14 protein-coding genes are annotated in these 14,054 nt (G+C 60.5%); 8 read left to right on the top strand and 6 right to left on the bottom strand.

Annotation, left to right across the window (positions count from 1 at the left end):
- Positions 1-3 precede the first annotated feature (3 nt).
- The 4 genes from JQ628_RS25410 to JQ628_RS25395 are packed head-to-tail and all read left to right on the top strand — an operon-like array spanning position 4 to position 4,583.
- Positions 4-783, top strand: coding sequence for an ABC transporter permease (locus JQ628_RS25410; protein ID WP_212226611.1), 780 nt, complete (start codon positions 4-6; stop codon positions 781-783).
- Between the two features lie 41 nt (positions 784-824).
- Complete coding sequence (locus tag JQ628_RS25405) at positions 825-1,694, top strand: FAD binding domain-containing protein (RefSeq protein ID WP_212226610.1); 870 nt, start codon at positions 825-827, stop codon at positions 1,692-1,694.
- Positions 1,695-1,702: 8 nt separating this feature from the next.
- On the top strand, positions 1,703-2,239 hold the full coding sequence (locus tag JQ628_RS25400; RefSeq protein ID WP_433996164.1) for a (2Fe-2S)-binding protein: 537 nt from the start codon (positions 1,703-1,705) through the stop codon (positions 2,237-2,239).
- On the top strand, positions 2,232-4,583 hold the full coding sequence (locus JQ628_RS25395; protein WP_212226609.1) for a xanthine dehydrogenase family protein molybdopterin-binding subunit: 2,352 nt from the start codon (positions 2,232-2,234) through the stop codon (positions 4,581-4,583). Before JQ628_RS25400 ends, JQ628_RS25395 begins: the two co-directional genes overlap by 8 nt.
- Positions 4,584-4,683: 100 nt before the next feature.
- Here the strand turns inward: JQ628_RS25395 and JQ628_RS25390 are convergent, their stop codons facing one another.
- The 5 genes from JQ628_RS25390 to JQ628_RS25370 form a co-directional block, all read right to left on the bottom strand.
- Complete coding sequence (locus JQ628_RS25390) at positions 4,684-5,499, bottom strand: haloacid dehalogenase type II (protein ID WP_249128380.1); 816 nt, start codon at positions 5,497-5,499, stop codon at positions 4,684-4,686.
- Between the two features lie 57 nt (positions 5,500-5,556).
- Positions 5,557-6,270, bottom strand: coding sequence for an alpha/beta hydrolase (locus JQ628_RS25385; protein ID WP_249128378.1), 714 nt, complete (start codon positions 6,268-6,270; stop codon positions 5,557-5,559).
- A gap of 12 nt (positions 6,271-6,282) precedes the next feature.
- The gene (locus tag JQ628_RS25380) at positions 6,283-6,852 is read right to left on the bottom strand and encodes a sigma-70 family RNA polymerase sigma factor (protein WP_212226608.1); all 570 of its coding nucleotides are present in this window, start codon (positions 6,850-6,852) and stop codon (positions 6,283-6,285) included.
- Positions 6,853-7,013: 161 nt separating this feature from the next.
- Complete coding sequence (locus JQ628_RS25375) at positions 7,014-7,427, bottom strand: response regulator transcription factor (protein ID WP_249128375.1); 414 nt, start codon at positions 7,425-7,427, stop codon at positions 7,014-7,016.
- 258 nt (positions 7,428-7,685) lie between these two features.
- Positions 7,686-8,300, bottom strand: a complete 615-nt coding sequence (locus JQ628_RS25370; RefSeq protein ID WP_212226607.1) for a response regulator transcription factor — start codon at positions 8,298-8,300, stop codon at positions 7,686-7,688.
- A gap of 411 nt (positions 8,301-8,711) precedes the next feature.
- Here JQ628_RS25370 and JQ628_RS25365 point away from each other — a divergent pair, with 411 nt between their 5' ends.
- The 4 genes from JQ628_RS25365 to JQ628_RS25345 all read left to right on the top strand — a co-directional run bounded on the left by JQ628_RS25365 (position 8,712) and on the right by JQ628_RS25345 (position 12,142).
- Positions 8,712-9,623: an alpha/beta fold hydrolase gene (locus JQ628_RS25365; RefSeq protein WP_349628125.1), complete on the top strand. Its 912-nt coding sequence runs from the start codon at positions 8,712-8,714 to the stop codon at positions 9,621-9,623.
- Positions 9,624-9,895: 272 nt separating this feature from the next.
- Positions 9,896-10,756: an alpha/beta fold hydrolase gene (locus JQ628_RS25360; RefSeq protein ID WP_212226606.1), complete on the top strand. Its 861-nt coding sequence runs from the start codon at positions 9,896-9,898 to the stop codon at positions 10,754-10,756.
- A 40-nt stretch (positions 10,757-10,796) separates the two neighbouring features.
- Positions 10,797-11,837 carry a YkgB family protein gene (locus tag JQ628_RS34890; protein WP_349628124.1) on the top strand — a complete coding sequence of 347 codons (1,041 nt, stop codon included), beginning with the start codon at positions 10,797-10,799 and terminating at the stop codon, positions 11,835-11,837.
- Between the two features lie 44 nt (positions 11,838-11,881).
- Positions 11,882-12,142, top strand: a complete 261-nt coding sequence (locus JQ628_RS25345; protein WP_212226601.1) for a hypothetical protein — start codon at positions 11,882-11,884, stop codon at positions 12,140-12,142.
- 61 nt (positions 12,143-12,203) lie between these two features.
- Here the strand turns inward: JQ628_RS25345 and JQ628_RS25340 are convergent, their stop codons facing one another.
- Complete coding sequence (locus tag JQ628_RS25340) at positions 12,204-13,802, bottom strand: MASE4 domain-containing protein (protein WP_212226600.1); 1,599 nt, start codon at positions 13,800-13,802, stop codon at positions 12,204-12,206.
- Positions 13,803-14,054 lie beyond the last annotated feature (252 nt).

Raw genomic sequence — 14,054 nt, 5'->3', positions numbered from 1 at the left:
CTCATGAGCTACTGGCGCAAGACGGAGCAGGCCCGCACAATCCTCGTTGTCCTGGCGGTTCTCGTCGTCGTCTGGGAAATGTCCGTTCGCATCTTCGGCATCCGGAGCTTCCTGCTGCCGGCGCCGACGATCGTGATCTCGGACATCATCGATCATCCGGCGTTCTTCGCCAGGCAATCGCTCTATACGGTGTACGTCACGAGCGTCGGCTTTTTTATCGCACTGGTCGGCGGCGTGCTTGCGGCCATCGCCATCGTGTCCTCGAGCTTCATCGATCGGACCTTCTACACCCTGTTGGTGGCGACCAACTCCATACCGAAGGTTGCTCTGGCGCCGCTGTTCGTGATCTGGCTCGGAACCGGCGGCGCGCCGAAGATTGCGATTGCCGCCATCATCGCCATTTTCCCGATCGTGATCAACACGACGGTCGGCCTGCGGGCGATCGACAACGACATGATCGACCTCGCGCGTTCGGCGCGGGCGCCGCGCTGGGACGTCATGATGAAGGTTCGCTTCCCGAACGCCTTGCCGAGTGTGTTCGCGGGTGCAAAGATCGGCATCTCGTTTGCCCTGATCGGCGCGATCGTCGGAGAGTTCGTCGCCGGCGAGCAGGGGCTTGGTTATGTCATCCTGACCAGCCAGGCGACCTTCAACAGCACGCGCGCGTTTGCGGCGATCCTGGTGCTCGGCGTTCTCGGCACCATCATGTTCTTCATGATCGAGGCGGTTGAACGCTGGATGCTGCCCTGGCATGTCTCGCAGCGCTCTCAGAAGGGGCGGTGATTGATGTTGAGCAGCCGATGCCCGCTGCTGCGGGAGCCGACATGAAGCCCGCCGCATTCGATTACTACGCGCCAGCCACGATCGAAGACGTAATGGCGCTCCTGAAGCGTTACGGGAGCGACGCCCGGCTGTTGGCGGGTGGTCAGACTTTGGTTCCCATGATGAACTTCCGCCTCGCAGCGCCCGACGTCATCATCGATCTGAACCAAATTCCGGAACTGGCGTACATCAAGCGCGTCCATAGTAAAGTGCATATCGGCGCAATGACGAGACAACGTGCGCTTGAATTTTCGCCTGTCGTCGCCAAAGACCTGCCTCTCCTGCATGAAGCCATCAAGATGGTGGGACATCTGCCGACGCGCTCCCGCGGAACGATCGGCGGCTCGCTCGCGAACGCCGATTCCGCCGCCGAAATCCCGATGATCCTCCAGGTGCTGGAGGGCGAGGTGCTGGTGCGGAGCCCGAATGGCGAGCGCACCATCCCCGCGGCGGAGCTTGTTCTCGACGCGATGACGACCAGCCTGGCGGAAGATGAAGTGCTCACGGAGGTACGCTTTCCCGTGATGCCTCAAGGAGCGTTGTTCGCCATCGAGGAATTTTCCCGCCGGCACGGGGACTTTGCCATCGCGGCGGTCGCGGCGATGCTGGTGATGAAAGATGGCGTTTGCGAAACGGCGAGGATTGCGACAGCCGGCGTTTCGCCGTTCTCGAGCCGCTTGATGGCGGCGGAGGAGGCGCTTGCAGGTCGTCCCGTCGATGCTGACGCAATCAAGGAAGCCGCCGAGGCGGCGGCCGCTGCCGTCGAACCGCTATCCGACCGCAATGCGAGCGAGGAGTATCGGCGTCACCTGACGAGGGTACTTACCACGCGTGTTCTGAAACGAGCCGCAGAATCCGCAAAGCCGCGCTGAGCGGCTGCGTGAGAAAAAGCAAGCCGAAAAAGCAAGCGATGGCAAAATCAGTCGAGATTCATCTCAAAGTGAATGGCAAGGACCATGTGGGGCATTGCGAGGCCCGCACCTTGCTGGCCGACTTCCTGCGCGATCATCTGAATTTGACGGGGACGCACACCGGATGTGAGCACGGTGTGTGTGGCGTCTGCACCATCTTCGTCAACGGTGAAGCGGTAAGGTCGTGCATCATGCTGGCCGTGCAGGCGAACGGCGCCGAGATCGTGACAATCGAAGGGTTGTCGGCGGCAGGACAATATCATCCCGTCCAGAAAGCATTTCACGAAAATCATGCGCTGCAGTGCGGATTCTGTACGCCTGGAATGCTGGCGACCGTCATCGACTTCCTGAAGACCAACTCGTCGCCGACCGAGCCCGAGGTGAAGGAAGCGCTTTCGGCGGTGTTATGCCGCTGCACCGGTTATCAGAATATCGTCAAGGCGGTCATGGAAGCGGCGGCGGATATGCGCGGCGAGAGGAAGGTCGGAGCGCTGGCGAATGTCTGAAGCGAACGGATACATCGGCAAGTCGGTTCCGAGGAAAGAAGATCGACGTCTGCTGACCGGGAAGGGCGAGTTCATCGCCGATCTCAAGCTGCCGGGCATGTTGCACGCGGCGTTCGTACGCAGCCAGGTTGCTCATGGGCGGATCAAATCCGTCGACCTTTCGCGGTCTCTGGCGAGTCCGGGTGTGGTCTATGCGATTGCCGGGCCGGACCTTGCAAAATTGCTTCCGCCCGTTCCGGACACGCAATTGTCGCTGCCCCGGAAATGGACAACGCGCGTTCAGCACAAGTTTCTCAATCCGCAGCAGCCGCTGCTGGCCCACGACAAGGTCCGGCATGTCGGCGAGGCCGTCGCCGTCGTTCTCGCGGAGAGCCGGTACCTGGCGGAAGATGCGGCCGAACTGGTGACGGTGGATATCGAGCCGTTACCCGCCGTGGTCGATCCGGAGTTGGGATTGAGCCGTGACTCCGGCATTTTGCATGAACAATACGACACGAACGTGATCGGCGATTTTGAGGTGGCGAAGGGCGACGTGGAGGCGTCGCTTGCGAAAGCGCCGCACCGCCTGAAGCGCCGGTTCTACCATCACCGCTATGCAGCGATTCCAATGGAGTGTCGTGGCGTTGCGGCCGCGCATGACGAGAGAACGGATACGGTCACCGTCTGGTCAGCCTGCCAGGTCATTCATTGGCTTCGTCGCGAAGCATCGACCGTCCTCAAGATGCCGGAGGCCCGCATTCGCTGCGTTGCGCTCGACGTCGGCGGCGGCTTCGGGGTCAAGGGACATGTTTATCCCGAGGATCTCTTGATCCCGTTCCTGGCGCGGGAGATTGGACGTCCGGTCAAATGGGTCGAAGACAGGCACGAGCATTTCATGAGCGCCTGTCATTCGCGCGACCAGACCCATGACGTCGAGTTCGGATTCGACGATGAGGGCCATCTGCTGGCCTTCCGGGACGAGTTCATCGTGGACTGCGGCGCATGGAATCCGATCGGCTCCGGCATCGCCTACAATACCGCGGTGCATCTGCCCGGGCCCTACAAGTTCGATCACTTCGCGGTACGATCGCGGATCGTGGTGACGAACAAGGTGCCGAATGCGCCCTATCGCGGCGCCGGACGCCCGGAAGCCACGTTCGCGATGGAGCGCGTGATGGATCTGATCGCCGGCGAGTTAGGCCTCGATCCGGCGGTCGTCCGGATGAGAAACATGATCCCGCACTCGGAAATGCCCTATCATCTGGGCATTCCTTATCGCGACGGCGAGCCGATCGTCTATGACAGCGGCGATTATCCGGAATCGCTGCGGCAAGCCCTGGCGGCGCTCGGCGGACTTGAAGCGTTCCGTGAAAGGCAACGCGCCGCCCGCGCGCAAGGCCGCTTTCTCGGTCTTGGGCTCGGCTGCTACGTGGAAGGCACGGGCGTCGGGCCGTTCGAAAGCGCGACGGTCCGCATCGATCCAAGCGGAAAGATCTATCTCGCCGGCGGGGCATGTCCGCAGGGGCAAGGCATGGAAACGATCTTCTCGCAGATCGTAGCGGATGCCTGGAAAGTCGATCCGAAAGACGTCGTCGTTGCGCTCGCGGACACGAGCGCGATCTCGATCGGCTTCGGCACGATCGCGAGCCGCAGCACCGTCAACCTTTCGGGCGCGATCTACAATGCAAGCCAGACATTGCAAAAGAAGGTGTTTGCGATTGCCGCGAACTTGTTCGAGTGCTCACCGGGCGATCTTGAGCTGCGCAACGGCACGGTCGGACTGATCGGCGTGCCCGGAAAGGAGTTGCCTCTGGCCCGGATCGCCAAGGCGGCGATGCCTGGCTGGGAAAACATGCGACCCGAGGGGGTCTCTGCCGGTCTCGAAGAGACGGCCTATTTCCAGCCGCCGACGGTGACCTGGGCTTATGCGACCCATGCAGCAATCCTCGAAGTCGATGTCGAGCTGGGACGTATCGAGATCGAGAGATACGTGATCGTGCACGATTGCGGCGTGGTCGTTAATCCGATGCTGGTTGACGGGCAAATTCACGGCGGCGCCGTGCAGGGGCTGGGCGGTGCTTTGCTCGAGGAACTGAGCTACGATTCGGAGGGACAACTGCTCGTTGGATCTTTCATGGACTATTTGGTGCCCGGTGCGAGCGACGTTCCGCATCTGGAGCTGAAGCATATGCATTATCCATCTCCTTTGAACCCGTTCGGCGTAAAAGGTGTCGGAGAAGGAAGCGCGATTGCTCCGCCGGTTGTTATTGCCAATGCCGTGTGCGACGCGCTGTCCCACCTCAAGGTCGAGTTCAACTCGACGCCAATCAAGCCTGAACAGATTGCGCGAACAATTTGGGCCTGAAGGCACCGCGGGTACGCGGCGGTAAAGACGGCAAACCTTTATAGCGGCAGTAACGCAACCTGCCCGGCGACGGCTCCCGCGGGAGCGCGGCCGTAGCCGGTCAGCGCCAAAGCCGTGTCATCTGGCTGGCGACTCCCGGTAGATCCGCAGCGACGACCTGAGGCTGGGGCAGCCCATGCACAGGCAGGGGAGCATTGCCGGGTCTTGCAATCAACGCGCCCGAGCAGCCGGCGCTTTGCGCACCGATCGTGTCCCACACGTGCGCCGCTACCATGCAGATCGCGGACGGCGGTACATCCAGCTCCTCGGCGACCATATGATACACTTGCAGGGCAGGTTTGAAGCGACGAACGCGATCGACGCTGAACGATCGTTCGAACCAGCCATCAATGCCGGCGTGCTTGAGCGGGCTGGCGTGCGGATCGGGCGGCGAATTGGTGCATGTCACGAGACGGAACCTCGCGTCCTTTAGCTGCTTCAACCCTGCCGGGACATCGGGGTGCGCCGGCATCGTTAGCATTCGCGTTCTGAGCTCGTCAGCGTCCGCTTCGCTGATCGAGACTTTGTGGATCGTGCCCAGCATCTTCAGAACGCCCTGTCCCAACGTGAAGAATGTCGTGTAGGGCCCCGACAAGCTTATTGCGTTCGAATAGAGGACGAGCTGTCCAAACCATTCGCGCAAGGTGTTCGGATCGCCAAACAGCCGCTGAAACAGCGGCGCGATGAATTCGATATCGAGCAGCGTCTCATTGACGTCGAAGACGCATATCGATGGAGCCCGAGTGTCCATTTTGGTCCTGTCCTCATCTGCCAGCGCAGCGCGTCTAACCGGGGTTGCCGCGGCGCCGATCGCGGCAATACCAAGGCCTGCAAGCAGTTTGCGGCGACCCTCAACGTCCAGACCTTCATCACTCATGTCGGCCTTCCTCCTGTTCGTCGGCCACGCATCTTCCGCCTGGCGGCAGCCTTTCGCCTAACTGTTCGGATGGCGGGCCAAATCGGTTACAGCCTGGAGGATGAATTCGACGACCAATCCCGGTGCGCTAACCAGGGGTGTATGGTCTATTCGTTCCGATCTGGTCCGGGCACCCATGCGTCGCGCCAGGAATTGCTGCGTGGCCGGGTTGATCATCCGATCCTCCAGCGCAACGAGATACCAGGAAGGTCTTACCCGCCACGCCGGCCTCGGCGCCTTTTCCTGAATACATGCGAGGGCGATCGGACGCTGCGTCGCCGCAAGGAGCGCGGCCTGCTCGGGTGAAGCGTTCTGACAGAAGGCGGCCGCAAATCGATCGTCGGGCATCCAGAGGAGGCCATGCTTGTCGGGAGCCAGGTGAGGTGCCTCCGGATGCGGCTTTTCGCGATAGAAGACCTCGCCGACGGTTTCGCCTTCGTCCGGTGTCAGGGCTGTAATGAAGACTAGCGATCGGATTCTTTCGTTTGTGCTCGCGGCTATCGCAGCTCCGGCGTAGGCATGCGCCGCGAGAATGACGGGCCCTTCGGTCCGCTCCAGCGTACGTTCAAGCGCCGCGACATCATCGGAGAGTGACGTGAGCGGAATCGGAGCGGCAAGGACCCTTAGTCCCCTTGACTGCAACGGCTCGATCACGCGTGCCCAGCTCGAGCCGTCCGCCCACGCGCCGTGAACCAGAACGACGCTCGCCATTGTCCCGGAAGCGCTCATCATCACGCCCTTTCTTCACCGACTGGATTTCGACTGTTGAGCGACTTGCGTCGCGGAGGCGGGAAGGGCCGGCGAACGTTCGTTGCGGGAAAGGACATCGCAGGCCACCAGCGCAGCCAGCTTCTTCAGGCCTCGATGGATGTTGACCTTGACGAGCGCTACCGATTGGCCGGTTGCGCCGGATGCGCGAGCGACGCTGAGACCCTTTAGTTTCACCAGGCGGATCACGCTGGCTTGCGCCGGATTGAGCTGGCCAAGGAGTTCGTCCACCGCTGCGGCGTTGATCGCAGGTTCTCCGTGATCTTCGACCGCTATCTCGTCATCGAGCGCGAGTGCGGCGTTTCGCGATGCGTTTCGAATGTGGTCGATCCATTTGTAGCGCGCGATCGCCATGACCCATGCCCCGAATGCACGTGAGGGTGCGTAGGTGTGCCGTTTGGCATGAACCGCAAGAAGCGCGTCTTGCCTTGCATCATCGGCTGCGGCATTCGGAAGCCGGCGCGCATAGAAGCGGCGCAGCCATGCGTCCAGTTCCCGGAGCAATTGCTCATAGGCCTGGCTGTTGCCAGCTTGCGCCGCGGCCATGAGACAGCCCCATCGATCGGAACGAGTCTCCCAATTCTCGGATCGGCCCCTTTGTCGTCGATGAGCTGCGAGGTCGGACGAGGATGGGCCTGGGGCGGTATCGCCGGCCCGTGGGGGTGAGCCGAATGCCGAGGAATTGGCGATGTCGTGGTGCAGGGCGCTCATTGGAGACTCCTCCGGACGCACTCGAGCAGGCAATTTGCCTTGAATGGCTTTCTGAGAAGGTATCGCGCGCCGTGCGCGATCGCTTCATTATCCAGATGTTTATCGGGCAGGGCCGTGATGAGGATTACTGGCGTCGCGACGCCGCGTTCGCGAAGCGTTTGGAGCAGATCAAGTCCGCTCATGCCGGGCATATGAATGTCGGAGAGGATGCAGTCCAGGCTGAGCAGGTTGGACGACGCCAGGAACGCCTCGGCCGAGCCATACTGCTCGACGCGATAGCCGACGGAGTGCAACAGATCCACAAGGGAAAGGCACAGCGCTTCGTCGTCGTCGATGATTGAGACCAGCGGACTTGTCACAGAACCTGGCTTTGCAAGGCAAGCGAGCTGGAAAGACCATGAGAGGAACATGCTCTCGCCGACGAGGCCGGGTGTTCAAAGCGAGGAGTGCCGTGGTTCAACCGGGAAGGTTTTTGCATGGCATTATCTCCTGGGAGGTTGGACTGCCTGGTGCCGGTGGCAGCACAATACAGTCGAACCTTGCGTTCGACGGCGCACGGTCACAATCTCTCGGTTGTGCGGTCTCGGCCCATACCTTCGTATGGGTTTCCCGGATACGGCAATCGCCGGTCGTGTTCTCGACCCAAGCTTACATTATGGACGGCAGCATCATTGCTGGATGTCGAGGGCCTCGGCTATGCGAGCGAGCATGGCAACGGATTTTACTCGCATCTTTCGCATGACACTGCCGCGATGCATCTTCACGGTGACTTCGCTGATCGATAGTTCGTTCGCAACCTGCTTGTTCATGAGTCCGGATGCCACGAGCGCCATCACTTGCCGTTCACGGGATGTCAAAAGCGCGTACAGCTCCCGTAATTGGGCAATTTGTATGCTGTCCCGACGGCGGTCCCTGTCAATTCGAATCGCCGTGGCAACAGCATCGATCAGATCCTGCTCCCGTATCGGTTTGGTGAGGAAGTCGACCGCGCCGGCCTTCATGCCTTTCACGGACATGGGAATGTCGCCGTGGCCACTCATCAAAATGACAGGCAACCGGACGTCGATGCCTGTCAGGTATTCCTGAAGCTCCAGGCCACTCGTGCCCGGCAGCCGAACGTCCAGCACCAGACATCCCGGAACATCGGGCAGCTCAACCCTGAGAAACTCCAGGGCGGATCCATAGAGAGTGACTTCATAATCCATGGAGCGGAGCAGGTCTCCGAGCGACTCACGAATCGCCCCATCATCGTCCACGATGTGAACAAAACCCGACGACGACATTCTCAATTACTCCCGGACATCCGTACGGATTGGCGGAGCCGTGCTTCCGGGCCGAGGATGCGGATGCCTCTGCATCGCATCCGCATTTCCCTCAGCGAATCCGCGATGGGGTCGCGGACACTTCCTGACGGGGCAGCGCGGCCTGTAACCAAACCAGTCCTGCCCACGAAAGTAGTCTCGTGAAATCACGCTGGATGATCCGAAGCCGCATCGAAGGCGAGCGTAACCTGTCTGGTTCGGCGCCGCAAGTTACTGCGCCCCGGGTCCAGGTGTTACGTCGTGCGTTTTGATAACCGGGCAATCGCGTGAAAGGGTGAACCCCGCAGCGGCGACCACCGGCTATTGGAGCGCAAACGTCGACGGCTTCAAAAGGCATTCTGCCGCGGCGTCGTCTTAAAGGAGGTTCAGCAAATGACAGACAATACGGACGTCGAACGCCGCATCCTGCTCCGCGCAATTGGCGCAGTTTCCGGCACCGCTCTGTCATCGGCGCTGCTCGCGCAGCAGGTCGGCGCTCAGCCCGCGGGGAAAGCCACATCGGCTGCTTCCGATCACTTCGAGACGAGGGAGATCAAGGTTGATGACAATACGATTTTCATCAGACGCTACGGAAACGGATCGCCGCTGCTCATGGTGCATGGATTTCCACGCACCAGCCTGATGTGGCGTCACATGGCGCCGCAGTTCGCGAACGACCACACCGTGATTTGCGTCGACCTCCGCGGCTATGGTCGCAGCGGCGTCGTCGCTTCCGCCGAAGATCACTACCCCTATTCAAAACGGGCGATGGCGAACGAACTCGTGGCGGTGATGGACCGGCTCGGGTTTCCCAGGTTCGATCTCGTGGGACACGATCGCGGCGGCCGCGTTTCTTACCGCCTTGCGCTCGATCATCCCGAGCGAGTGCGTCGCCTCGCAGTTTTTGATGTCATTCCGATCTCGGAGGGGTGGGGCCACGCCGACGCAAAGTTCGCCATGACATACTGGCCGTGGATCCTTCTCTCGCAGAAGACGCCGCTCCCGGAAAAATACCTCCTGGGTGCTCCGGGCGCGGTATTCGACAACCCGTTTGGCGAAGGCTCGTTCGGCCCCGAGGTGAGAACTGAATACACGGAAAACGTATCGCGATCCCGCCCGGGTACACGCGATCTGCGAGGAGTACCGCGCGGCGGCGAGCGTGGATATCGAGCACGACAGGAAAGATCGGGAAGCATCCCGGCGTATTGGCTGCCCGATGCTCCATCTTTGGTCTGCCGGAGGACCACTCGATACCTTCTACGAACAGTACGGCGGTGCATTGGGAATCTGGCGGAACTGGGCTGACAACGTGCAAGGACAGGCCACGAAGGGAGGTCACTTTTTTCCCGAGGAGAATCCCACCGACACGACGAGGATTCTCAAGACCTTCCTGTCGGCCTGATGCAGGAGCAGCGCATCGCATCGGCGTGTGCCGTGTAACCAGGCCGCGCGAGTCCGCGAATGAAAAACGGTCACTTGAAATCGAGCTGGACGCGATGGGAAGAGCCGCAACGGCGCAGTAACCGGTATGACATCACTTCAAAAGTTACAGGGCTTCGAACAAGGCAGGAGCGCTCATGACCAGCATTTGCTACCGCAAGGCCGACGTCGACGGGCTCAGAGTATTCTACCGCGAGGCAGGGCCGGTCGGTGCGACGGCACTGCTGCTGCTTCACGGCTTTCCAAGCGCCGGCCACATGTTTCGCGAATTGATCCCGGCCTTGTCGGACCGCTTTCGCGTCGTAGCGCCGGACCTGCCTGGCTTCGGCCAGTCCGACATGCCGCCTCGCGACAGGTTTTCCTACACTTTCGCCAGGCTGGCCGGCGTGATCGAACGCTTCACCGAGGTGATCGGGCTCGCTCGCTTCGCGATCTACGCCTTTGACTATGGTGCGCCGACCGGCTTTCGGCTGGCGGTGCGCCATCCCGAGCGCATCGTCGCAATCATTTCTCAAAATGGAAACGCCTATGAGGACGGGTTGAGCGATGGCTGGAATCCGGTCCGTGCGTATTGGCAGGATCCATCGCAGGCCAATCGTAACGCGCTGCGGTCCTTCCTCGCGCCCGCAACGACGATTTGGCAATACACCCACGGCGTTTCTGACACGAGCCACGTATCTCCGGACGGCTATTCGCTCGACAACTTCTATCTGGCCCGGACAGGCGCCGATGAGGTCCAGCTTGACCTGTTCGGCGACTACAAGAGCAACGTCGCGATGTATCCCGACTTTCAAGCCTATTTCCGCCAGTGGAAGCCGCCGCTTTTGGCGGTTTGGGGCAAGCACGATCCCTTCTTCCTGCCTGCGGGCGCAGAGGCGTTCAAGCGCGACATTCCAGGCGCGGAAGTCCGTTTTCTCGATACCGGCCATTTTGCGCTCGAAACCCATTGCGGGGAAATCGCCGCGATGATCCGCGGATTCCTGCCGAAGTGCGGATGAGAATCCGTTGATGGTCCCGTAGCAGACAAGCGAGGCGACAATGAACTATCTCACGGCCGCATTGAACAAATCCGGTTTTCTCAAGGGAGACCTGGACTATCACCTGATCCGGGCATCGATGGTGATCGTGTTTCTGTTGTTCGGGTATCAGAAATGGTTCGAGTACGAAGCTCAGGTTTTGATTCCCTACATCAGCAACGGACCTCTGATTTCCTGGATGTACCCGGCTTTCGGCATTCGCGGCGCCAGTTGGTTCCTGGGTGTTATGGAATGGTTGATTGGCCTGCTTCTGGTCGGCGGGTTTTGGAGCAGGAAAGCCGGTATTCTTGGCGCTCTCGGCTCGTGCGGCACATTCGTGGCGACCGTTACCATCATCCCGTTCATGCCGGGCGGATGGGACGAGGTCGCCGGCGGCTTTCCGGCGATGACCGGCAACATTCCTTTTCTTATAAAGGATGTCGCGCTTCTTGCTGCGTCGTTCTACCTGCTCAGGCAGGATGTGGTCAGAGCGATGCGCAGCGGCACAGCGGATTACCTGACCAGGGGTCTTGCGAAGATCATGGCGGGCCTCGGCCTCCTCAGCGAGGAGGTCGAATACCACCTGCTGCGCGCCTCCATGGTGATCATCTTCGCGTTCTTTGGATACACGAAATGGCACCAATATGCGGCGCCGCTCATGATGCCCTTCATCAGCAACGGCCCGTTCATCTCCTGGCTGTACCCGGCCTTCGGCCTGCGCGGAGCCACCCGGTTCCTGGGCGCGTCGGACTGGACGATGTTCGCGCTTCTGTATGCCGGCTTCTGGGACAAGCGGTTCGGAGTTCTCGGGGCCCTCGGCGCAACCGGTACATTCCTAACGACCATCACGATCATCCCGTTCGTACCGGATGGCTGGGATCCGGCAGCCGGCTTTCCAGCAATGGCCGGCGTGGTGCCATTCCTGCTGAAGGACGTCGTCCTTCTCGCGGTATCGATCTATCTGCTGAAGCAGGACCTTGTGAGACTGTTGGCTGCCAACAAGCAAGGCGAAATGGCGTCCGGGATGCGCTCGGCGGGCGTCCAGGCATCCCAGCCCGTTTGACGCGCACCGGCCGTGGGACACCGATGCCGCTCCAGGAGGTCACCATGAGATCATTCCTTCCAGGCGCGCCGCTATTCGTCTTCGTACTGGCGACAGGTGCTGCGATCGCCCAAGACTTGCGAACGCCGTCCGAAGATCGAAGCGAAGCGGCCGCTGCCGTGCGTGTGCAGCCGCGGGGACGGAGCTTCGTGCCAGGCTCGGCCGAGGATGCCGATGTCCAGCGAAAGATCGAGAGCTTCAATGCAGCGCAACAGAAGCTGGACAAGATGCTCGACGAGAAGCTGACGATTTGCCGCCGCTGCTAGCGTGCTGCTGGCCTGCCGGTATTCGAAATTCCCGTTGGAGGGCAGCGATGGACCGGCACGATCAGGATGAAACGCCGGAATCGACGGGCACCGTGAAGTGAAAAATGGCGCCGCGATCCCTGGCGGTCGCCCACAATCGCCCTTCATGCGCCTCGATGATCGTCCGGCAGATCGATAACCCCATGCCCATACCGTCCGTTTTGGTCGTGAACATTGGGCTGAATATGCGGTCCGCGGCACCGGCCTCGAGGCCGCTCCCTGTGTCTTCCACCGACACCATCACGTATCCGGAGGTATGGACTTCAGATTTTATGGACAGCATCCGTTTCCCGCTCGTTGCGGCCATGGACTCAATTGCGTTCGTGATCAAATTGACCAGCACCTGCTGGAGCTGGATTCGTTCACCCATTATCCGCGGGAGCCGTTCGCCAAGCTGGAGTTGAACGATGATTCCGGATGTCTGGAGCTTGTCGCGAACGACGGCCAGCGCTTCCAGGATGATATTGTCGATATCAAGCGAAATGCGCGTCCGCGCATCGGCCTTGAAGTGCGCCCGGATATCCTCGATCATGGCGCTTGTGCGGTGTCCGATAGACACGACGCGTCGCAACGCATTCCTGGCGTTATCGAGCTCGGGCTCGACACGATCGAGCCAGTTCAACCCTGCGTTCGCGCTGGCTATGATCCCCGTCAACGGCTGTTTGACTTCGTGGACGATAGAGGCTGACACGGCATCGCCGGTCATCAGCCGCGCCTCACGCTCGCGACGCTGCGCCAGGACCGCGCTGAGCAGCCGTGCATAAAGCGTTGCTATCTCATGCAACAGGACAAAAAGCACGAGAATACTGGATACGAATCCGAAGGTCCGGCCGGCGTACCAGCCGGCGCTGAACCGGGCCAGACCGGGAAACGAGACCAGATAGATCTCAATGGCATACGAGCAAACAACCACCATCAGCCACAGATCGAGCACCGAACGCTGGCGCATCCAGAGCAGAATGAGCGCAACTGCGTTCCACAGGATCAGACAACCGGCCAAATAAAGCCACAGAGAAGAAAAATGGACCGGATCGATCGAGATACGGGGCAGATACGCGTCGCCTGCGGTAACAAGAATTGTGACGGCACACACAATGACAGCGGATATCGCGACACTCGAAAGGATGGTCGTGCCAACGGCGCTTTCCCACAATCGCTTGGGCCGATCGGCGTCCTTCAAGAGGGTGTATGCAATGACGAACGTGGGAAAAGCGGCGTATCGCAGAACGTAGAGCCAGTTCGTGCTTTGCAGCCCTGCGCCAAGCAGGCCACCCGGTGAGAACACTCCCGGAAAGGTAAGTACCCATGGAATGACCATGAACGCTGTGAAGAGATATCCGGTCGAGATGGCAAGAAGGGCACGCGAACGAAAAATCGCGAACTGGTTGAACAGCAGGACTGCGGTGATCAAGTCATTCACGATGATCGCGGTGGCATAGGCCGGAACAAAGGCGTCGACCCGTCCGAGCTGGACGTTCGAGAATTCTCCGGCCGAAACGAGCAAGACACCCAGGAAGGCGAGGGCGACCGCAAGGGCAAGCCGCTTCTGTGGCCGGCCGGGTGGCAAGTTGGCAAGGGTTAAAGGCTGATCCTCTGGGACAATGACGGCAGGTTTCACCATCGGGGCTACTCTTCGCAGCGGCGGGAACGCGCGGCTCGAGGCTCGAGCAGCTTCGCCATTCTCGTCACAGGCTGCCGTTGTTGTTGATCGCATTTTGGCCACCGAGGCCGGCGACGGCGATTAGGAAAGCATAGCCGCCTCTGAAATTGCCGTACCGGCAGGAGCGACTGTGCCTGCGTGCAGGCCAATGACGAATGCTCGATACGCTGGGTCAGTATGTCTTATCTGAATGGGGCGATCGATGTTTGGCGC

The sequence above is a fragment of the Bradyrhizobium lablabi genome, from assembly GCF_018129385.1.
Classification (GTDB): Bacteria; Pseudomonadota; Alphaproteobacteria; order Rhizobiales; family Xanthobacteraceae; genus Bradyrhizobium; species Bradyrhizobium lablabi_C.
This window is presented reverse-complemented; position numbering and strand designations above follow the sequence as displayed.